This window comes from Ruegeria sp. YTSC230 (assembly GCF_059609665.1).
Window position 1 is genome coordinate 249,722 of sequence record NZ_JBXWMC010000006.1, and the last position, 19,842, is coordinate 269,563.

At 58.0% G+C, this 19,842-nt stretch carries 26 protein-coding genes; 7 read left to right on the plus strand and 19 right to left on the minus strand.

Features of this window, described 5'->3' with window-relative positions; all coding sequences use genetic code 11:
- Positions 1-53: 53 nt before the first annotated feature.
- Positions 54-1,520, minus strand: coding sequence for a uracil-xanthine permease family protein (locus tag AC2FD9_RS13990; RefSeq protein WP_108861328.1), 1,467 nt, complete (start codon positions 1,518-1,520; stop codon positions 54-56).
- 323 nt (positions 1,521-1,843) lie between these two features.
- Positions 1,844-2,653: a division plane positioning ATPase MipZ gene (locus AC2FD9_RS13995; RefSeq protein ID WP_058273335.1), complete on the minus strand. Its 810-nt coding sequence runs from the start codon at positions 2,651-2,653 to the stop codon at positions 1,844-1,846.
- Positions 2,654-2,870: 217 nt separating this feature from the next.
- On the opposite strand from AC2FD9_RS13995, the gene AC2FD9_RS14000 reads away from it, so the two are divergent.
- From AC2FD9_RS14000 to AC2FD9_RS14010, 3 genes are all read left to right on the plus strand, one after another.
- Positions 2,871-3,758, plus strand: coding sequence for an AEC family transporter (locus AC2FD9_RS14000; RefSeq protein ID WP_472724392.1), 888 nt, complete (start codon positions 2,871-2,873; stop codon positions 3,756-3,758).
- Between the two features lie 81 nt (positions 3,759-3,839).
- A complete protein-coding gene (locus AC2FD9_RS14005; protein ID WP_496837444.1) occupies positions 3,840-5,435 on the plus strand; it encodes an MFS transporter in 1,596 nt (531 codons plus the stop codon).
- A 59-nt stretch (positions 5,436-5,494) separates the two neighbouring features.
- On the plus strand, positions 5,495-5,959 hold the full coding sequence (locus tag AC2FD9_RS14010; RefSeq protein ID WP_496837446.1) for a GNAT family N-acetyltransferase: 465 nt from the start codon (positions 5,495-5,497) through the stop codon (positions 5,957-5,959).
- Between the two features lie 79 nt (positions 5,960-6,038).
- Here AC2FD9_RS14010 and rpmE read toward each other — a convergent pair whose 3' ends face one another.
- A complete protein-coding gene (rpmE, locus tag AC2FD9_RS14015) occupies positions 6,039-6,260 on the minus strand; it encodes a 50S ribosomal protein L31 (RefSeq protein ID WP_010437577.1) in 222 nt (73 codons plus the stop codon).
- Positions 6,261-6,271: 11 nt separating this feature from the next.
- Complete coding sequence (rplS, locus tag AC2FD9_RS14020) at positions 6,272-6,655, minus strand: 50S ribosomal protein L19 (RefSeq protein WP_058273331.1); 384 nt, start codon at positions 6,653-6,655, stop codon at positions 6,272-6,274.
- Between the two features lie 378 nt (positions 6,656-7,033).
- Here rplS and AC2FD9_RS14025 point away from each other — a divergent pair, with 378 nt between their 5' ends.
- Positions 7,034-7,837 (plus strand): glycoside hydrolase family 25 protein, encoded by an 804-nt coding sequence (locus AC2FD9_RS14025; protein ID WP_282120816.1) that lies wholly within the window; start codon positions 7,034-7,036, stop codon positions 7,835-7,837.
- Here AC2FD9_RS14025 and AC2FD9_RS14030 read toward each other — a convergent pair.
- From AC2FD9_RS14030 to AC2FD9_RS14090, 13 genes are all read right to left on the minus strand, one after another.
- Positions 7,834-8,196 (minus strand): hypothetical protein, encoded by a 363-nt coding sequence (locus tag AC2FD9_RS14030; RefSeq protein ID WP_496755569.1) that lies wholly within the window; start codon positions 8,194-8,196, stop codon positions 7,834-7,836. The genes AC2FD9_RS14025 and AC2FD9_RS14030 overlap by 4 nt on opposite strands.
- Before the next feature lie 197 nt (positions 8,197-8,393).
- The gene (gene trmD / locus AC2FD9_RS14035; RefSeq protein ID WP_282169938.1) at positions 8,394-9,203 is read right to left on the minus strand and encodes a tRNA (guanosine(37)-N1)-methyltransferase TrmD; all 810 of its coding nucleotides are present in this window, start codon (positions 9,201-9,203) and stop codon (positions 8,394-8,396) included.
- Positions 9,200-10,015, minus strand: coding sequence for a hypothetical protein (locus AC2FD9_RS14040; RefSeq protein ID WP_282169937.1), 816 nt, complete (start codon positions 10,013-10,015; stop codon positions 9,200-9,202). Before AC2FD9_RS14040 ends, trmD begins: the two co-directional genes overlap by 4 nt.
- Positions 10,015-10,518, minus strand: coding sequence for a ribosome maturation factor RimM (gene rimM / locus AC2FD9_RS14045; protein ID WP_058278985.1), 504 nt, complete (start codon positions 10,516-10,518; stop codon positions 10,015-10,017). The genes AC2FD9_RS14040 and rimM overlap by 1 nt, the downstream gene beginning before the upstream one ends.
- Positions 10,511-10,660 (minus strand): hypothetical protein, encoded by a 150-nt coding sequence (locus AC2FD9_RS14050; protein WP_496837449.1) that lies wholly within the window; start codon positions 10,658-10,660, stop codon positions 10,511-10,513. The genes rimM and AC2FD9_RS14050 overlap by 8 nt, the downstream gene beginning before the upstream one ends.
- 6 nt (positions 10,661-10,666) lie before the next feature.
- Positions 10,667-11,302: a 5,6-dimethylbenzimidazole synthase gene (bluB, locus tag AC2FD9_RS14055; protein WP_496837451.1), complete on the minus strand. Its 636-nt coding sequence runs from the start codon at positions 11,300-11,302 to the stop codon at positions 10,667-10,669.
- 12 nt (positions 11,303-11,314) lie between these two features.
- A complete protein-coding gene (rpsP, locus tag AC2FD9_RS14060; protein WP_058273326.1) occupies positions 11,315-11,704 on the minus strand; it encodes a 30S ribosomal protein S16 in 390 nt (129 codons plus the stop codon).
- A gap of 42 nt (positions 11,705-11,746) precedes the next feature.
- Positions 11,747-12,043, minus strand: a complete 297-nt coding sequence (locus tag AC2FD9_RS14065) for a chorismate mutase (RefSeq protein ID WP_058273325.1) — start codon at positions 12,041-12,043, stop codon at positions 11,747-11,749.
- Entirely contained in the window at positions 12,040-12,591 is a 552-nt protein-coding gene (locus tag AC2FD9_RS14070; RefSeq protein WP_282120821.1) for a GNAT family N-acetyltransferase, read from the minus strand. Before AC2FD9_RS14070 ends, AC2FD9_RS14065 begins: the two co-directional genes overlap by 4 nt.
- A complete protein-coding gene (locus AC2FD9_RS14075) occupies positions 12,588-13,133 on the minus strand; it encodes a GNAT family N-acetyltransferase (protein ID WP_496837452.1) in 546 nt (181 codons plus the stop codon). Before AC2FD9_RS14075 ends, AC2FD9_RS14070 begins: the two co-directional genes overlap by 4 nt.
- On the minus strand, positions 13,130-13,687 hold the full coding sequence (locus AC2FD9_RS14080; protein WP_496837453.1) for a GNAT family N-acetyltransferase: 558 nt from the start codon (positions 13,685-13,687) through the stop codon (positions 13,130-13,132). Before AC2FD9_RS14080 ends, AC2FD9_RS14075 begins: the two co-directional genes overlap by 4 nt.
- The gene (gene ffh / locus AC2FD9_RS14085) at positions 13,684-15,189 is read right to left on the minus strand and encodes a signal recognition particle protein (RefSeq protein ID WP_496837454.1); all 1,506 of its coding nucleotides are present in this window, start codon (positions 15,187-15,189) and stop codon (positions 13,684-13,686) included. Before ffh ends, AC2FD9_RS14080 begins: the two co-directional genes overlap by 4 nt.
- 161 nt (positions 15,190-15,350) lie before the next feature.
- Positions 15,351-15,869, minus strand: a complete 519-nt coding sequence (locus AC2FD9_RS14090) for a hypothetical protein (RefSeq protein ID WP_109312248.1) — start codon at positions 15,867-15,869, stop codon at positions 15,351-15,353.
- Positions 15,870-15,957: 88 nt separating this feature from the next.
- Between AC2FD9_RS14090 and AC2FD9_RS14095 the strand changes: the two genes are divergently transcribed.
- A complete protein-coding gene (locus AC2FD9_RS14095) occupies positions 15,958-16,488 on the plus strand; it encodes a prolyl-tRNA synthetase associated domain-containing protein (protein WP_109312303.1) in 531 nt (176 codons plus the stop codon).
- Here AC2FD9_RS14095 and AC2FD9_RS14100 read toward each other — a convergent pair whose 3' ends face one another.
- Together AC2FD9_RS14100 and AC2FD9_RS14105 are read right to left on the minus strand one after the other, a co-directional pair.
- The gene (locus AC2FD9_RS14100; protein ID WP_496837455.1) at positions 16,489-17,229 is read right to left on the minus strand and encodes an aspartate/glutamate racemase family protein; all 741 of its coding nucleotides are present in this window, start codon (positions 17,227-17,229) and stop codon (positions 16,489-16,491) included. It abuts the gene before it with no gap.
- Between the two features lie 71 nt (positions 17,230-17,300).
- Positions 17,301-17,882, minus strand: coding sequence for an FMN-dependent NADH-azoreductase (locus AC2FD9_RS14105; RefSeq protein ID WP_058279048.1), 582 nt, complete (start codon positions 17,880-17,882; stop codon positions 17,301-17,303).
- A 118-nt stretch (positions 17,883-18,000) separates the two neighbouring features.
- Between AC2FD9_RS14105 and AC2FD9_RS14110 the strand changes: the two genes are divergently transcribed.
- Both AC2FD9_RS14110 and AC2FD9_RS14115 read left to right on the plus strand, forming a co-directional pair.
- The gene (locus AC2FD9_RS14110; RefSeq protein WP_058273318.1) at positions 18,001-18,879 is read left to right on the plus strand and encodes a LysR family transcriptional regulator; all 879 of its coding nucleotides are present in this window, start codon (positions 18,001-18,003) and stop codon (positions 18,877-18,879) included.
- Positions 18,876-19,790, plus strand: a complete 915-nt coding sequence (locus tag AC2FD9_RS14115) for a DMT family transporter (RefSeq protein WP_282170082.1) — start codon at positions 18,876-18,878, stop codon at positions 19,788-19,790. Before AC2FD9_RS14110 ends, AC2FD9_RS14115 begins: the two co-directional genes overlap by 4 nt.
- Positions 19,791-19,842 lie beyond the last annotated feature (52 nt).

Here is a 19,842-nt window from a genome sequence, read left to right on the forward strand (position 1 = left end):
ATTGCGGCTTGGGCCTATCCATTTGTGAACAGGCCCAAGCAATGGTTTCTGGCTCAGACGTGATCGTCCTTAACCAACGCGCCGCGCCCGTGGCCGGCCATACCCCCAGAGACTTCTTCTGTCGCCTCATCCGCGAGTGTCTCTGGCAGGATCAGGTTAAGCACAATAGCGATAAACGCTGCTGGAAGGATGCCTGACGCGCCCAGAACCCGTAGGGTGTCGGGCAGGTGCTGCAGCGCATTTGCCGATCCGGGTGCCACGTTCATGACTTCGAGTTGAAGCCCCAGACCAATCGAAAGCGAAACCGCAAAGATCACCATGTTGCGACGGTTCCATACAACATCCGACAGCATGGATACGCCTGCGGCGACAACCATGCCGAACATGACAATGACACCGCCGCCCAGCACTTCGATCGGAACCGTTCGGATCAACCCGCCGACCTTGGGCACCAGACCGCACACAATCAGGAAAATGGCACCAATGGTGACCACGTGGCGGCTCATGACGCCGGTCATTGCGATCAGACCGACATTCTGGCTGAACGAGGTGTTCGGGAAGCCGCCAAAGACACCAGCAATGGCAGAGCCAAAACCGTCAGCATATGTGGCGCCCTGAATCTCTTTGTCGGTCGCCTCACGACCTGCGCCACCTTTGGTGATCCCCGAGACATCGCCGACCGTTTCGACGGCGGACACAAAGGCCATGAGGCAGAAACCGATTACTGCGGCGAACGAGAACTCGAAGCCGTATTTGAAAGGCTGCGGCAGTGCAAAAGCTGCAGAGCGTTCCCACGAGCCTGAGATCACTTCGACCGGTAGTTTCCCTACCAGCAAGCAATAAACATAGCCCACTAAAATACCGACCAGGACGGCCGATACGGAAAGCATGCCACGCGCGAAGAACTTCAGCCCCAGCGTAACAAACACAACGATCAGCGCGGGTGTCCAGCTGGACAACGAGCCATAACTTTCAGCACCAGAAGCCTTGGCTGGGACACCTCCGGCCGCGTATTCGATACCGACCTTCACCAGCGCAAGACCGATCATCGTCACAACCAATCCGGTGACCAAGGGCGGTAGTGCAAAGCGTATCCTGCCGATTACCGTGCCCAACAGGGCGTGAAACAATCCACCGATAATCACGCCCCCAAACAGGGCAGCAAGACCGTCCACGCCTTTTCCGGCAACCAGAGGGATCATGATCGGAATGAAGGCAAAGGATGTGCCCTGTACGATCGGAAGCGCTGCGCCAACCGGGCCAAGCGTTACCGTTTGCAACAGCGTGGCAACGCCAGCAAAAAGCATCGACATCTGGATCAGATACAGCAACTCGGGAAAGTCCGGGCTGTTTGAACCAAAACCAAAACCCGCCGCGCCGGCAACGATAATCGCCGGAGTAACGTTCGACACGAACATTGCAAGCACGTGCTGTATCCCCAGCGGTACGGCCCGATAAATGGCTGGAAAATAGTTTGGATCCCGAAGTTGCTCCGGCGTCCCAATGGATGAATCGGTCATGGCTGTCCTCCCGTCAACGCGCGTTTTGGCGTCCTGTCCTTTGATAGCCTGGTGTGGAATTCACATCCTGATCCATTCAAAGTTGTCTATTATTAGATCAAGCAGATAGCTGGGATTATCAAAAATACCAAAAAGGTGTTTTGGATGGTTGTATTTTAGTTAAAGATACCAATGGCGGTCCAGAGTCAGCCTGAACGCGACGCTGAAGCTTCAAGCTGCCGGTATTGTCAAAACTCATTGCCCAAAAGGGCAGGGGCGCACACCCGATCTACAATTTTAGCGAGGTATTGTAGCGCTGGGGTTGGAACGTCCAAACGGGGCCGTTAGAAGTCGATCTCAACGCCCGGCAGGTTCAGTTCTTTCATCATGTCGCGCAGCTCTTGCCGTGCAGCGATGTTTGAAATGTTCAGCTGTTTGACCCCAATATCCTTGAGGTCCAGCAAGGTCAGGCCGCGTGGGAAAAGCTCGCGGAATATAACCCGCTCGGAGAAACCCGAAGCGACGCGGAAGCCGATGCGCTGGGACAGCATCTCAATCGCGCGCTGCATCTTTTCCTTGTTGACCATGCGCTGGGTGCCGACGCGGTTGCGGACAACCACCCAGTCGATGGGCTTTAGTCCCGCCTGCGCGCGCAGTTGGCGCGCGTTCCACACCATTTCTGAATAGACCGACGGGCCCAGGATTTTTTCACCCTTCGAGTCGATCCGTGCAAGCAGGTCAAAGTCGATAAAGCTGTCATTCAGCGGCGTGATCAGCGTATCGGCCAGCGAATGTGCCACCTGACTTAGGCGGGTGTGCGATCCGGGACAATCGATCAGGATGAAATCGCTGTCGCTTTCCAGTTCGGACACCGCGGCGGACAAGCGGTGATCATAGATATTCTCGCCGGGCTTCAGTTTGGACGCATCAATCTCGGGCAGGTCATGATGGCGGGGGCCGGGCAGGGTCAGGTCCGCGTTTTTCAGAAAATTGCCGCGGTTCTCGAAGTACCGACCAAGGCTGCGCTGTCGAAGATCAAGGTCCAGTGTGCTGACCTTGTGACCCAATCGCGCCAGTGCGGTCGCTACATGCATCGACACGGTCGATTTGCCTGCGCCGCCCTTCTCGTTCCCCACTACGATAATATGTGCCATGCTTGTATTCCCACGTCCCGCCGTGCTTAACCACACGTTGTTACCGACCACTATATGTTGTGGAGGCCGGGAAGGGAAGAACCCCAAGCGCCCGCGCAGAGCAATATCAGGCTCTAATTTGGAAAACTCAACCGGCTGGGTCGGTTAGGACCCGCGCTTGCCAAAGCGAATAGGCTGTTTCACAGTTCAAATCAGGGTTTTGCAATAGGGGAACCGGTTGGACCATCTGTTTTTGAACGTTTTGAACGTGGTTCTGCCGGTGCTGATCTGCGCCGGAATCGGCTATGCCCTTGCCGCGATCAAGGCACCGTTCGACAACAAAGTTATCGGTGGGATCGTTTCGCGCGTTGGGTACCCGACGCTGATCATTTCGCACCTGTCCACAACCAAGATCGCGGTAGGCACCTTTCTGGACGTCATGATGGCCGCAGCGCTGGCCATTGCTGGGTTCGGAGTGTTGGGGTTCCTGGCACTGAAAACCATGCGTCTGCCGGTTCGGGCCTTTTTGACGCCGCTGATGCATGGGAACGTGGGCAATATCGGGTTGCCTATCGCCTTTCTTGCGTTGGGTGATGCGGGAATGGCCTATACAATGGGATTTGTCGTGGTGGTGCTGATCAGCATTTTCACCGTCGGCATGTGGATCCCGGCGGGGGAGTTTTCACCCAGAAAGCTCGTCACGTCCCCGATCATTTATGCAGTGATCCTATCCCTGATCCTTATGGCGAGCGGATCAAGCTTGCCTCAACCGCTGGCAAAATCCTTCGACATTCTTGGGGGGCTCTCGATCCCACTGATGCTGCTGACATTGGGCCATACGCTGGCAACGTTGCGGATCAAAAGCCTGGGCCGGGCGGTGCTGTTGACCGTTCTGCATCTGGTCATGGCGATTGCAATCGCCAGCGCTTTGGTATGGGTTTTTGGTTTCACCGGGGCTGAGCGCGGCGCGGTGATCCTGTGTTGCCTGATGCCGTCCTCGGTTGCGACTTACCTGTTCATTGACCAGCATGTGCCGGAATACGGGCCGGATGTTGCTGGTTTCATTCTTGTGTCGACGCTGGCCACGATCATCGTCCTGCCGGTGGCTCTGTCTTACTGGATCTAAAGCCGACCCTATGCGCAGCGACAAAAATCGCTAAACTGCTGATTAATTGCTTTTAAGAACAATGAGTTTTGGGGTGGAATTATGACCGACAAGACGCCTTCTGACCCATCGCACGAGGGGGGTGCCCGCGTTGTGCTGGCGATGACGGCTATCTGTATGATGGTTGTTGGGTTTAACACAACGGCTGTTGCGACCATCCTGCCCAACCTCAAGGCCGAGTTCGATTTGACGCCATCCGGTCTGCAATGGGTGATGGCAACCTATACCGTGGCCAGCGCCACGCTGGTCACAATAGTCAGCCGGTTGGGCGATATCACCGGCAAGATGGGCGTGTTCTTCGCTGGTATGATTGTCTTCGGAATTGGGTCCGCCTCGGTCCTGTTTGCGCAAGACGGCGCGATGCTTCTGTTTGGACGTGGGGCGCAGGGTGCGGGTGCTGCGGCCCTGTTTGGAACATCTCTGTCATTGCTCACTGCCGCCACACCCGAAGAACAGCGTGCAGGTGTTACCGGTGCATGGGGTGCAATTGTCGGACTTGCCATTGGCGTCGGCCCGATCGTCGGCGGTGCCTTTGCCCACTATATCAGCTGGCGCGCGGTGTTTGCGACCGATCTGGTGTTGCTGGTGTTCGCCTTCCTGATTGGGCTGCATGTCAGCCGACGTGGGTACGTGCCGGACACGCGTCAGGCCGGGGCCAAGTTTGACTATCCGGGCGCTTTTGCGTTGCTATTGTTCCTTGGCCCGCTGTCCTTTGCGCTCAGCAATGGGGAAAGCAGCGGGTGGGCAACGCCGATGACATTGATGCCGCTGGGTGTTGCGGCGGTTGCGACAATCATCCTTGTTATCGTGTCCCGCCGCAGCGACGATCCGTTGATCGAACTGCGATACTTCAAGCATCCGCGTTATTTCATGGCCGCCGTTGGCATGTTCTTCACCGGCTTCACGCTGTTCTGTTTCTTTGTGTACTTCAACACGTTCGTTCAATCCCCGGATGCCTTCGGCTATTCGCCCATCGGCGCAGGTTTAGCGATCATGCCGCTTAGCCTTAGCATGTTCGTGATCTCGGTCGCCGCACCCCGGTTTCTGGCGCCCTACAGCTTTCAATGGCCTATCGTGATCGGCTTGGGGGCGATGGCCTGTGGGTTCTTGCTGTTGATGACAACTTCGAACTCCACCCTATATGTCGAGATCTGGTGGAAGTTGATGATCGTAGGCATTGGGTTGGGTATCTGTTTTTCACTGTTACCCCGGCTCGGTCTGCGCGTGTTGCCAGAAGAGCATGTGGGGCAGGGATCCGGGGTGATTAACGCCTGCCTATATTTTGGCGCGACACTGGGCGCCGTGGTCGGAGGTTTGGCCGAAGCAATAACGACCCGCAGAGGTATTTCCGAGGTCATGAATGCTTTGCCGACCGGATCCGCCCAGCGAGAAGATCTGGCCCATGCCCTAACCCATGGGACGCCGAGCCAAATCCAACAACTAATCGCTAAAATGGATCCTGAAACTAGCAGCGCTTTGGCCAAGGCCCTTAGGGACTTGCAGGACAACGCCTTCGACAGCGCGATGCTTGTTGCGGCGGTGGCGGCTCTAGTCGGGATGGCTTTGGCGTTGATGTTGCTTCGGGGCCCGGTCCCGCCCGTACACAGCGCAGCCGAGCTGACGCGTGCGAAGAGTTGAGTTTGCTTCAACTGTTGGCAATTCTTTTGCTGGAAATCCGGCTGTGATAGTAGGCCTCCATGGTTGAGTTTGCGCTACTCTCTCAAAGAACCTTGCGCCCTTTGGCGGCTTTGTCTGTGCGCGACAATCAGGCAGGGTTTGTCGCGACAAATCTAATGACGATGGCGCAGTCGATTTTCGAACCGGGGTCAGAAATCTATGGCATTTGGGATGGCGGCGATGCGGTGGGATTGCTTGCCATTATCGACATGGCACATCCCAACGCAGAATTAGATGACGAGGATGACCCGGATGGCGTCTATATCTGGCGGCTGATGGTCGATAAATCTCGTCAGGGCCGGGGCTATGGAATGGCCGCATTGGATTTTGCAAAATCCGTGGCTTTGAAAAAGGGTCGCTCTAACCTGGTGATCAGCGTCGTCGACGAACCCGGCAGTGCGCTGCCGCTTTATCAATCGTTCGGGTTTGCGCCGACTGGCCGGCTTGTCGATGGTGAGGTCGAATTGATCATGCGGCTGGCTTAGCCACTTATTTTTGGCAACGTTCTACCCACAAAAAAGGCCGCCCCGGTGGGCGGCCCTTCGCATCTCAAAAGGTTCCGGCTTAGAAGCCCAGACCTTCGTATTTTTTCTTGAACTTCGACACACGGCCGCCGGCGTCCAACAGGCGCGACGAACCACCGGTCCATGCAGGGTGCACAGAGGGGTCGATTTCCAGAGCCAGCTGATCGCCTTCAGCGCCCCAGGTGGATTTCATCTGAACTACGGTGCCATCGGTCATTTTGACGTCGATGACGTGATAATCGGGATGGATGTCTTTTTTCATCTTTCCGTTCCTTACGCTTCGGCGCCAGCCTTAGGCTTGTAGTTGGTGACTTCTGCTATACGCGCGGATTTACCACGGCGCGAGCGCAGATAGTACAGTTTGGCGCGACGGACGCGGCCACGGCGGACAACGGTGATGCTGTCGATGTTGGTCGAATACAGCGGGAATACACGCTCCACACCTTCGCCAAACGAAATTTTGCGAACGGTGAACGCACCGGCGATGGTGTTGCCGCCTTTGCGGGCGATGCAGACGCCTTCGTAGTTCTGTACACGGGTACGCGACCCTTCGGTCACTTTAAAGCCGACACGGATGGTGTCTCCGGCTTTGAAATCGGGGATGTCTTTCCCCAGGGCGGCAATCTGTTCCGCCTCAAGCTGTGCGATCAGGTCCATCGCATTTCTCCTATCTGCTCGTGGTTGGTCCACGAAGTTGAGCACGGCCTGAGAGCTCTTGGTCTTCACCGGGTCCTGCGTACAGCCCGCCAGAGGTCAGATCGAATATTCCTTTGGTTCGGTCCGCCCTGCCGCGCCGTGGCCGAAGAAAGCCGGGCGTCACGCCATGATGCAAACCAAAACACCGGAGTCGCATGTCGCGGCACCGGATTGCGCTGCTTTACGGGCTTTGTGGGCGGGGATCAAGCCTGAATCGCAAGAATGGTCAGGGCCAGATGGTAAGATTTCGCCACCGGCCAACAACACCGTTGCCTTGTCAGGCAGATCAGGCATTCTAGAGGGAATTATAAGAGCAGAAATTTAGAACAGGAACATACCATGCGCACAGCATTGATGCTGGCTGTTTTGGCCTTCGCGACCCTGTCCTGCGGTCGCAGCAGCCCTCCGCCCCAACAGGTCGAAGCTAAGGCATTTCTGAGCACCACGTCGCCCTCGGTCATTTTTCCAAGCTTTGGGGATGCCAAGCCGCATGAGTGGGAAGGCCGGCATCCGGGGCACTATCCGGTTCACGGGCTCGATGTTTCGCGATGGCAGGGTCCGATTGACTGGCGCAGGGCCAAGTCATCCGGTGTCAGTTTCGTATTCATCAAGGCGACCGAGGGGGGCGACGTGGCCGATCCTTTGTTTGATGATCATCGGCGCGGGGCGCAAGCCGCGGGCGTTCCCTGGGGGGCTTATCACTACTACTATTTTTGCCGACCGGCGCATGAGCAGGCAAAATGGTTCATCGAGAACGTGCCCCGAGGTGCCGAACTGCCGCATGTGCTGGATATGGAATGGACGCCACATTCCAAGACCTGCACCATCAGACCCGATGGCGCCACCGTCCGGTCCGAGGCTAAGCGGTTCCTTGATATCCTGGAGCGCCACTATGGCCGCCGCCCGATCGTCTATACGACCGTGGATTTCTACGGTGACACCGATATCGCCCGCCTGCCCAAGACGGAATTCTGGCTGCGGTCGGTCGCCGGGCACCCGCGCAACGTTTACCCCAAGGCCGCGTGGCGGTTTTGGCAGTATACGGGCACGGGTTTGGTCCCTGGCGTTCAGGGGAAAGTGGACATCAACACATTCAACGGCCCGCCTGAGATATGGGCCAGATGGAAGGCGGGGGGCGCTTAGCCGCTTGGTGCCCCATAAGTTTCAATGGTTCCTCCGGCCACAAGGTGATCCAGACGGCGTACCCGTTCTTGGCCAGATGTGTGATGCAGCCAGAACCGCTCTCCATCAGTCAGTTCGCGTCGCTCGAAGCCAAGTTCGGTCATGCAGCGGTGCACCTGGTCAATTTCACCCTGTGAGCGAAGCTTATCGTCGAAGGGCGCCGTAACGATGGGGCCCAGGATCACGCCCCACAGCAGGATATTCGTGGCGTATCCACCAATCACCGCGCTGTTGCCCCCAATATCTTCCTCGGCGGCGCATGATTGCACGGCGACCTTTGCGGAGTGCAGGTTATGGCCCGCCTGAGTGGGCACTGCCATCTCAAGAGGCTTGGTTGTGCAAGCTGAAAGGGCAAGCACAGCTAAGCATATGATTTTTTTCATTTAGCAGCCTGTTATGCGTTGAATTGAAATCGCATTTTGCAATACCTGAAAGATGAGTATTTTTTCAGAACATCAGCTTCAAGTGGTGTTCGCTAAATACAGGAACGTGCTGCATACAAGCCACACTCGGGGTATCAATCCTGTGTGTCGTCCCCGGATTCCTCGTAGCGTTCCCACAGATCAGGGCGTCGCTTGCGGGTGATCTCTTCAGACATCTGGTGCCGCCATTCGGCAATGCGCCCGTGATGACCAGACATCAGAATGTCGGGGATCGGGCGGCCTTTCCAATCTGCGGGTCGGGTGTATTGCGGGTGCTCTAAAAGACCCGAGGAAAAGCTTTCGTCTTCGGCTGAGGCCTGGTTGCCCAATACGCCGGGAATCAACCGCACAGTTGAGTCAATCAGCGCCTGGGCTGCGATCTCGCCGCCGGTCATCACGAAATCCCCAAGGCTGACTTCCTGAACGCCGTAATGTTCCAACACGCGTTCATCGACGCCTTCGAACCGACCGCAGAGCAAGGTCATGCCGTCGCAGCGTGCGAGGTTTTGCATCATACGTTGATCCATGCGGCGACCGCGCGGGCTGAGGTAGATCAATGGCCAGTTGCCCTGCACGCCAGCCATTGTGTGTTCGATTGCCTCACCCAGCACGTCTGCGCGCAACACCATACCCGCGCCGCCGCCAGCCGGCGTGTCATCGACATTGCGATGTTTGCCAACGCCGAACTGGCGCAGATCCACGGTCTCTAATTGCCACAACCCTTCTTGCAAGGCTTTGCCCGTCAAGCTTTCGCCGAGAACGCCGGGAAAGGCGGAAGGGAACAGGGTGATGATTTTTGCCTTCCAGACCCCGTGCAGATCAGGGGTCGGAGTCATCAATTCACGCGGCTTCAGCGTGGGTCGGATTGCCTTGCGTCTGTGAGATTTGCTTGGCTTGTCTGTCATATTGTGCCGACCATCGCGTTCTTTGCCCGCTCTACTACCAGCGCTTTTTGCCGGGTCAACTCCGCTTCGTCCAGATGGGATCGGTTCAGCGTCAGCAATTCCGCCAACACGCTTTCCGGTAGCCTGCTGTTAGATTTTGTGGGCGGCACCAAAAGCTGCGCTTTTTCCCGAGGCAAGTTCAGGAATTCGGCAAAAGGCGTACCGGGACCAAAGCGTCGCAAATGCGTCTCTTCCAACCACTCTTCGGTCACAGTGACCGACGGCAGTTTCTTGCGAATGTCCGAGACCGTTTCCTCTAGCGGGGGCAGGTGATCCATGTTCGCGCGGAAGATGTCGAATTCCTGGACCTCGCGGGTTCTCTGAAGATCGTGTGCCCAAAGGCTGCGCAACCACGCCCCGCGCTGTCGCAGGGACAGGTAGATCGTGATATCGACCTCCTGATCCTCGAACCGATCGCGGATGGCATCCACCAGACAAGCGGCCAGATCCGGTGCGGCGGCATATCCCTGTTCGATATTGCGGCTGGGACGCAGGCCGCTGAAATTCTCTTCACTGACGATCAGGCCGCGTTTCGTGCCGAAGTTCCGCGTTGCCAGATACTCTCGGGTCTGCGAGCTGAATTCGGACAGCGTTCCCACGGTTCCATAGATGGAATGGCGGGTCGCGGCACCTGACAGCCCCAATTTGCGCGTCTTGTAAGGCAGCAACAGTGCAAAATGTGGCCAGATCAATTCGCGGTTTTCATACAGAAACGATTGTGCCGCAGTGGTTCCGGTCTTGTGTAGCCCCAGATGCAGCAGAACGCGTCGCATCAGATCAGCCCCTCGGGCGGGTCTGCGATGATGCGGCCTTTGTCCAAATCCACAGTTGGAACAACCTCAAGTGTGAAGGGCAGAAAAACGGTGCCTTTCAACCCCGGCCCGTGCAGTTCCAGCAGATCTGCGGCGCCGTGGTTTTGTACCGACTTCACACGACCCAGCAGCGTTCCGCCGGTGTCGTAGACCTCAAGCTCGATCAGGTCGGTGTGATAGAATTCGTCATCAGGCAATGATGGCAGCTGATCACGCCGCGCGAATAGGCGGAGGCCGTTGATGGCGTCTGCCTGTTCTTTGGTCTCGATCCCACCCAAACGCGCCGCAAAGCCGTTTTTGATTGGGCGGGTCAGCACCAGGGGATAGCGTTCCTTGCCGTCTTCGTCAGTTAGGGGCGAATAGGTCTCGATATCCTCAGGGATGGCGCAAAAACTTTTTAGCCGCACTTCGCCGCGCACGCCGTACGACCCCGCAACGCTGCCCACGCAGATCAGATCAGTCATTTGGCTCTTCCGTCGTTACACATAATCCGTCCTGCCAGTCGCCAACCGGGGCACATGCCACGCGTTGGTTATTGCGCTCAAAGAACACGCCCACAATAAAAGCGATCAGCAACAGGATGGGAAGTCGTATCAGTCCGAACATCTGGCTTTACCGCGTTTCGATGTGCAATCGGGCGCTGCGCTGTTCCCAGCCTGCACGCTCAAGTTCGGGTCTTTCAGACATTTCTTCCGGCCAGCCCACACAGTAGTAGCCGACCAGAGACCAATCGTCAGGCACAGCCAGGTCGCGTTTCATCTGTTCTGGATCAAGGATTGAGACCCAGCCCAGACCCAATCCCTCGGCCCGCAAGGCGAGCCAGAACAAGGTGATCGCGGCGACGACAGAATAGCGGCGCATCTCGGGCATCGTGCCCGCGCCTAGACCCAGACCTTTGTTGGTCGTCTCGTCCGAGAATACAGCCAGCTGAACAGGCGCTTCCTGCATGCCGGACAGCTTCAGGCGGCTGTATTTCAGCGCCTTGTCGCCCGAATAGCCTGCTAGGGCCTTTTCATTGGCGTTTTGGAAATTCTCTAGCGCTGCGGCACGCGCCGCTTCGCTTTCGACGCGAATGACGCGCCAGGGTTCGCTCAGCCCCACCGAAGGGGCCAGACGAAATGTGTCGAGGCAGCGCGTCAGCACCGCCTCGTCCACGGGATCGGTGCGAAACCGGCGCACATCGCGCCGGAGCCGCATCAGCAGTTCAAACTGCGTGCGAAAATCGTCGGTGAAATCCTGATCCTGCACGCGCTGACCTGCTTACTCTTCTGCCGCTGCTTCTTCAGCCGGAGCAGCAGCTGCCTCGGCGGCTTCAGCAACCTTTGCAGCTTTCTCTTCTGCGCGTTCCTGAGCTTTCTTGCCCGGGGTACCCTTGTTGGGGTTGTTGCGCTCGGCCTTGTTAAGGGTGCCGGCAGCTTCCAGCATGCGTGCAATACGGTCGGTGGGTTGTGCGCCCTGATCCAGCCAGTACTGAATGCGCTCCATGTTCATTTTTACGCGCTCTTCGCTGTCTTTCGGCAGCAGCGGGTTGTAGGTGCCGAGCTTTTCGATGAAGCGGCCATCGCGGGGCATACGGCTGTCAGCCGCTACGATGCGATAGAAAGGGCGCTTTTTTGAGCCGCCGCGGGCGAGACGAATTTTCATTGCCATGGTGGTATCTCCTTTGAATGGCGTATCCGGTGATTCACCGGTTTAGTTCTGGTGTTTCTTGTGGTGTCGGATGACTTCCTGAATGATGAAATTCAGGAAAGCCTTGGCGAAATCTGGGTCCAGATGGGCCTTGTCCGCCAGGTCTTCTAACCGTGCGATCTGCGCGGACTCGCGCGAGGGATCGGACGGGGGAAGGTCGTGTTCGGCCTTGAGCTTGCCAACGGCCTGGGTGTGCTTGAACCGCTCGCCCAGCGTGTAGACGAGGATCGCGTCCAGCCGGTCGATGCTTTCGCGATGCTCTTTCAGCAACGTCGCAGCCCGAGTCACAGGGTTGTTCATTGGCCGGTCCTTTCGGTGGTCAAAGCGGTGTCAGGGAATTCGAGTTTCGGGTGCCGCCAAACCTGGCAGCGTTGACCCACAACCTCGCCTTCGCGTTCATAGGTGGCGCCAAGACGTTCTGCCAACGCGCGCGAGCGGTTGTTTTCATGGGCGATGTACGAAATCGGGCCATTCACCCCCTGGTGTTGGGCGGCATAGGCGCGGGCAGCCATCGCGGCCTCGAACGCAATTCCTTTGCCTTCGAAACCATCAAAAATGACCCACCCCAATTCGGGCTCATCCCAGCCCGGCGCGTTGATGATGCCGGTCCAGCCTGCAAATGCGCCGCTGGCCTTTTCAACGATGTGCCAACCACCGTAACCCATAATGGCCCAATGCCCGAACCGGCCCAAAAGGGACCGCCATGCTTCCAGTGGCGTTTTTGGGCCGCCGACCATGCGGCTGCGGTCCGACGCGAAGAAGGTTGTCATCGCGGGCAGGTCACCCTTTTGCGGAGCCCGCAGGATCAGGTTTTTGGTTTCTACGGTGGGGATGGTGTACGAGGTCATGCGTAGGCCTCCATCCCGCCGTTCACCAGATCGGCCGGGGCAGGGTGCCGCCAGACTTGCATCGTACCAAAAGCCGGATGTTCGAAAGTGTAATCGAACTGGGCACCCAGACGTTCGGCCACGGCCTTGCTGCCCAGATTCTCCGGGTCGATCAGCGAAATTGCCGTTTCCCAACCCAGCACATCATAGGCATGCGCGCGCGCGGCCAGCGCGGCCTCGGTCGCGTAACCTTTACCAGTTGCGTTATTCATCAACGTCCAGCCGATTTCAGCTTCGGGCCAGCTGTGCGGGCACCACAGGCCGACATGGCCGACATAGTTGCCGGTGTCCTTTTCCTCGACGCCCCAGAACCCGTGGCCGCGCATGGCCCAGTGACCCAACAGCATGGCAATGGCGCGCCATGTTTCATCAGGGCGCAGGGGGCCGCCGACGAATTTCGACGCATCGCTGGCAAAGAACTCGGCCTCGGCCTCGAAGTCCGCTTCGCAAGGGGCCCGCATGATCAGGCGTTCGGTTTCCAACCTGGGGATCGACGGTGTCATGCCTGCACCTCGCCATAGCGCCAGACACGCTGATCTGCGTCAAAGGCGCTCTCGGCCGCTGCGTCCCGGGACGCGCCAAGGCGTTGCGCCAACGCATTTGAACGCGTGTTCGACCGCGAGACATAACTGACGAACTGACCCGATCCGAGCAGGTCGAAACCGAAGTCACGTACGGCCGCGCAGGCCTCAGTCGCGTAGGCTTGCTTGCGGTGCTCAGCGCTGAACATATAGCCAAGCTCGGGTTCGCGGTCATCCCATTCCAGCCCCAGCAAAACGAAACCAGCGATCTGATCGTCGTTCTTTAGGGTTACCGTGAACAGGCCATGCCCATGCAGAAGCCACCCGGAGGTATAGTAGGAAAACTCGGTCCAAGCCTCCTGTTCGGAACTGCCAAAGCTCTCGCCGCAAACTGTGGTCCAAACAGGCAAGTCATCCAGAGTGGGTGCACGCAGAACCAGCCGCCGGGTCTGAATGACCGGCAGGGCCGCGCGATATTGCGCTGCTGCCATCGCCGCCTTTCCGGACGGGGGCTGGGTGCAGCGTGCTGTTGTCACTTTTTCTTTCCGAAACCGCTCAGACCCGGGGGCAGGGCCATGCCGCCACCCATTCCAGGCATACCGGGCATCTTGCCGCCCATCGCTTTGGCCGCCTGTTCCAGCGCCTTGGGGTCCATGCCTGCGGCCATGTCTTCAGGCGAGGGGCCACCTTTACCGAACATGCCTTTCATGGCCTGTTTCAGCATCTTGCCTTTGCCCATCTTGCCCATCTTCTTCATCATGTCCGACATCTGCCGGTGCATCTTTAGCAGCTTGTTGAGGTCACTGACTTCCATGCCGGAACCCGCCGCGATGCGTTTCTTGCGGCTGGCTTGCAGAAGTTGCGGGTTGGCACGTTCGCGTTTGGTCATGGACTGGATCAGGGCGATCTGGCGCTTGAGCACCTTGTCGTCCATGCCCGCCTCTTCGACCTGCTTGGCCATTTTGCCCATGCCGGGCATCATGCCCATCATGCCCTGCATGCCGCCCATCTGGATCATCTGTTCCAGCTGCATCTTCAGGTCGTTCATGTTGAACTGACCTTTGACCATGCGCTTCATCATGCGCTCGGTCTGTTCCATCTCCATCGTTTCCTGGGCTTTTTCGACCAGGGCAACGATGTCGCCCATGCCCAGAATACGACCGGCGATCCGGTCCGGCTCAAAGGTTTCGAGCGCGTCCATCTTCTCGCCCAAACCGACAAAGCGGATCGGCTTGCCGGTGACCGCACGCATAGACAGCGCCGCGCCGCCGCGCCCGTCACCGTCCATTCGGGTCAGGACGACGCCCGAGATTCCGACCTTGGCTTCGAATTCCTCGGCCACTTCAACGGCGACCTGACCGGTCAGGCCGTCGACCACCAGCAGGGTCTCGCGCGGATCAACAACGTTACGAACCTGCTCGACCTCGTTCATCAGCACTTCGTCGATGTGCAAACGGCCAGCAGTATCCAACATATAGACGTCATAGCCACCCAACGTTGCCTGTTGCTTGGCACGTTTGGCGATGTCGACGGGTTTCTGGCCAGGAACGATCGGCAGGGTATCGACGCCGACCTGCGTGCCCAGAACGGCCAGCTGATCCATCGCCGCCGGGCGATAAACGTCCAGCGAGGCCATAAGGACCTTCTTGCCTTCTTTCTCTTTAAGCCGCTTGGCCAGCTTACCGGTGGTGGTGGTCTTACCCGAGCCTTGCAGACCGACCATCAGGATCGGGGCAGGCGGGTTGTCGATTTTCAACGCACCGGGGTCATCCTCGCCGCGCAGGGTATCAACCAGCGCGTCATGCACGATTTTGACAACCTGCTGACCGGGGGTGATCGACTTGGTCACCGCCTGGCCGGTTGCCTGCTCCTGTACTTTCTTGACGAATTCGCGCGCCACCGGCAGCGAGACGTCGGCCTCAAGCAGAGCAACCCGCACTTCGCGCAGGGCGGTTTTGACGTCTTCTTCGGACAGGGCGCCCTGTTTGGTCAGCCGGTCAAAGACGCCAGAGAGGCGTTCGGATAAATTTTCAAACATGCCTTCGGCCTCCTTAGCCGGTTATCTGATGGCAGTTCCTAGGTAGGAAGCGCCGGTTAAATGCACAATTGCCCCCACGGGCGTGACACGCTGGTGGGGGGCGATCCCTGAACGACTCAAGGGACCGGAAGATCAGACGCTTCCGGATGTTTGACGGCGACTTAGGCCGATTGGCTGTCCGAGTCAACCTCTCGCGCGGGTAGCCAGCTGTTGACCGCATCAACCATCCGCTTTGCGCCGCGCCCGCTGACATAGGCTTCGACGATCGGGTGACGACCAGCACTCATGCCTTTTTCAAGGATCAGAACGGGCCGATGCATCTTGGACGTGGTCCTGTCGCGGGTCGAGGTGGTCGTTTCCACCTCAGCATGGGACAGGTTCGACAACTCATGTTCTACAGCGTCATATCCAAAGATCGATTGGCGACGGATCAAGATGCTATTGCTGCTGCGGTCAATTATGACCTGTACGCGGCGCACAAAGACGCAGAATGCGCCAAAACCCAACCCGCCACCGAACAGAGCAAAGAAGATGCCGAACAATATGCCCTCGCCACCGTCGCTGACCATGAATAAACCAGCCCCAACAAAACAGAGTACAAAGAGCACCAACGTGATGCCGATGAACCACGGCGTGTTGGTCAGGATCAGTTGGTTCGGGGTGTTGCGCGTCACTTTCATGGCGGCACGCTAACACTGAATTTTGGCACTGTCGTGGCTTGAATTCATCCTCGTGTTGCGCGATGAGCGCATCCAACAGGAGGTTCCCATGGACGCGTCATCCGCTTTTCAGGACACGTTGCCGATCAGTTCAGACGCGCTGTTGCAGCGGTTGGATGACTGGGGGCTGAGCTATCGTCTGCACACGCATATCCCCCTGCGCACGGTTGAGGATGCCAAAGGCGTTGAAGAGCAATTCCTGGTACCGGGCGAAAACTCCCTGCGCCTCAAGAACCTGTACCTGCGCGACAAGAAAAAGCGGAACTATCTGGTGACGCTCGAACAAAGCCGCGAGATTGACCTCAAGGCGCTGGGCACAGAGCTAGGGATCGGTAATCTGTCCTTCGGATCGGCGGACCGGCTGTTTCAAAACCTTGGCATCCGCCCTGGAGCAGTGAGCCCGTTGGCCATGATAAACGGTGTGCAAAACGATGTGCGGTTCTTCATGGACGCCACCGCGCAAACGACGGACATCATCTATATGCATCCTCTGGTAAACGATCGGACCGTCGCCATGACGCGCGATGACCTGATGGCATTCTTCGATCAGGTCGGATGCGCAGTCACCTGGCTGCCGTGATCAGTCGTTCAGCGCCTCTTCGAGGGCTGCGGCGACATGGACGGCGGACGGATTGACGAACAGGTGGCCGTCAGCTTCAAAAACAGGGTCATCCAGGTGGTCGGGAAAGGCCAGCGGCAGTTCGGTACACGCCAGCAAGATCGCAGTTCCAGGTTTTGCGTGCTTGTCGCAGAAAGTTAGTAAACGAGCGCGCGCCGTGGCTGATGCGCCGCCGTAGAAGTCACTGTCGATCATCGCCTGCATCTCGGCAATTTCCGTTTCGGGCAGGCGATCATTTGCAGTGATCCCTTCGGCGGCCAATCGGTCTGAATAATTGCTGGCCTGCATGGTCACTGTCGTTCCCAGAACCAGGGCTGTGGACGCCCTGGCAGATGCTGTGGCCTCAGCGGTTGCATCGAAAATGCTGAGAATGGGCATGGTGATACCTTGCCGGATCGCATGCAGTCGCGCGTGCGGAGTGTTTGAGGCGATGATGCCAAAGTCGCAGCCCGCGTTTTCAAGCTTCAGCAATGCCTCGCGAAACACCGCGTCAAACCCGGACCAACTGGTCTCGTCCCCGGCGGTTCCCCGCAGGGCGCGGGTTTTGGCCTGCGTAACGGATTCGATTGTCATAGGCGGGATCGGCAAGGGCGAGCCGTGGCCGCGATTGGCAAAGTGCCTGCTGGCCCCTTCTGCGATCGCTCGGTAGTAATCCACGGTCGAGGCCCAGCCCACACCGCCCAGAATGCCGATTTTCTTCATGATGAACGCCCAGTCTGCAAATCTCGCTTAAGGCAGACTGGACGTTTCACAAGACAAAGGCCAGAGGTGGATCAGGCGGCGAGTTGAGTTACCGCTTTTTGGGCATTCGCCAACGCGGCGTCCGCATCCAGCGCCATCTTGTCAGCCGCAATCACGTCGACGTCATGGATGCCGATGAACCCTAGAACGTGCTTGGCATAGTTGGTGGCAAAGTCGATCTCGGACCCTACCTCGGTGCCACCGGACGCGATTGCCAGCACGGCGCGCTTACCTTCCAGTAGGCCTTTGGGGCCGGTTTCCGAATAGGCAAAGGTCAGACCCACGCGGGCGACAAGGTCAATCCAGGCCTTGAAGGCCGCAGGCACCGAGAAATTGTAGATCGGCAGCCCGATAACAATGGTGTCGGCGTTTTGCAGCTCGCTTACCAACTCGTCGGACAGGGCCAGCAGATCGCGTTGAACCTCGTCACGCTGATCGGCGGGGGTGAAGTTGGCGTTGATCCAGTCTTCGGTAAGCAGGGGCAGGGGGCTGGCAAGATCGCGGCGGATGATGCGCCCGGCGCCAAGATGCCCGATAATCTGGCCGGAAAGGTCGCGGGTGGCGGATCCGGTACGGCGGGCCGAGGCGTCGATATGCAGGATGGTCTTGGTCATGTCAGGGTTTCCTTTTTGGCGGGGTAACTGTTTCCGGTTCCAATATGAGTGTTGCGTCAGCGAACGAAACGCGGATATACCAACAGGTATTGTTGGAATTTGCACAGTGGGCTTGAGCATGGATAATTGGGACGAAGTCAAAACCGCCTATCAGGTCGCTCGGATGGGCACTGTCAGCGGCGCGGCCGAAATCTTGGGCGTGCACCATGCCACCGTGATCCGCCATATCGACGCGATCGAGGCGCGGCTGGGTGTCAAACTTTTTCAGCGCCACGCGCGTGGCTATACCCCAACCGATGCCGGAGAGGACCTTCTGCGCGTGGCTCAGGCCACCGAAGATCAGTTCAATCAGTTAGTGGGCCGAATGAAAGGGCGTGGCGATGATGTGTCGGGCGAATTGGTTGTGACGTCTCTGGCCTCGCTGGCGCCCTTGGTCGTTCCGGCCCTGTCCGAATTCCAGTCCATGCACCCGGGTCTGATTGTGCGCTACCTCACCGGGGACCGCCTGTTCCGCCTGGAATACGGCGAGGCACATGTGGCCATCCGGGCGGGGGCCGCCCCGGACCAACCCGACAATGTTGTGCAGCCGTTTATCGAACAGGAGGTCGGCTTGTTTGCCAGCAAGTCATATATCGAGCGCCGAGGTAAACCAGCGAGCATTGACGAATTTGCAGACCACTTGTTTGTCGGCACGGACGATGAAAACAGCCGCGCTCCGTTTTCCAAGTGGTTACGTGCCACTGTCCCGGCCGAGGCCATCGCATTCCGCTGTACCAACAATTTCTGCTTGCGCGAGGCGGTTCTAGCCGGGGCAGGGATCGGTTTCATGGCACGATGGGAGGCATCGCGCGATCCGGAGTTGGTCGAAGTTATTGAGCCGTTGCCCGAATGGTTCGGCAAACTTTGGCTGGTGACCCATGTCGACCTGCATCGCACGACCAAAGTGCAGGCATTCCTATCGTTCCTTAAGAAAGAGTCCAAAGGTTGGCTTTCGTGACACCGCAGGGGCGTGGTCATTTGGCAATGATCACATTCACTCTGCTGGTGGCGGGTAGTTTCTCGTTGGGATCTATTGTTGCCAACCAGATTGCGCCGTTGGCGATTACAGCCGGGCGGTTTCTGATTGCCGCCGTCATCATCGGCATTGCCGCGTTAGCCACCACCGGTTTGCCGCGCAGCGCTGCGCAAGCGCCGTGGCGATACGCCGTTTTGGGCGGGCTGTTCGCCACTTACTTTGTTCTTATGTTTTACGGCTTGAAAACCGCCGACCCGGTCAGCACATCTGCGGTATTCACCCTGACGCCGGTCATGTCTGCGGTCGCCGGATGGGTTCTGCTGCGCCAGATCACCACTCCGCGTATGGCTTTTGCCCTGACGGTGGGGGCAACCGGTGCTTTATGGGTTATCTTTCGCGCCGATTGGCAGTCCTTTCGCGCCTTCGAGATCGGTGGCGGAGAGATCATCTTTTTCTGGGGCTGCATGGCGCATGCAATCTACACGCCGATGGTGCGCAAACTGAACCGGGGTGAGCCCGCGGTAGTCTTTACATTTGGAACACTGGTTGCTGGCTGCGTGATCCTGACGGTGGTCGGCTGGTCAGACATCCGTGCAACCGATTGGGCGAACCTGCCGCTGATCGTCTGGGTCAGTCTGCTGTATCTTTCTATCTTCGCAACGGCCTCCAGTTTCGTTCTGGTCCAGTTTGCAGCGCTACGCCTGCCGTCGGCCAAGGTTATGGCCTATACTTATCTGATCCCCAGCTGGGTGATCCTGTGGGAGATCGCGCTTGGGCGGCCTGCGCCAACCGTCATGGTGCTGGTCGGTGTCGTTTTAACCGCGATCGCGCTGGTTCTGCTGCTCAAAAGCGAAGAGCAACCTGCGAAAGACACTGCGCCGGTCTCGGAATGACCCTTGCCATTTGGCCGTAATCTAACAACCCTCGGGTCTGATGAACCAACCC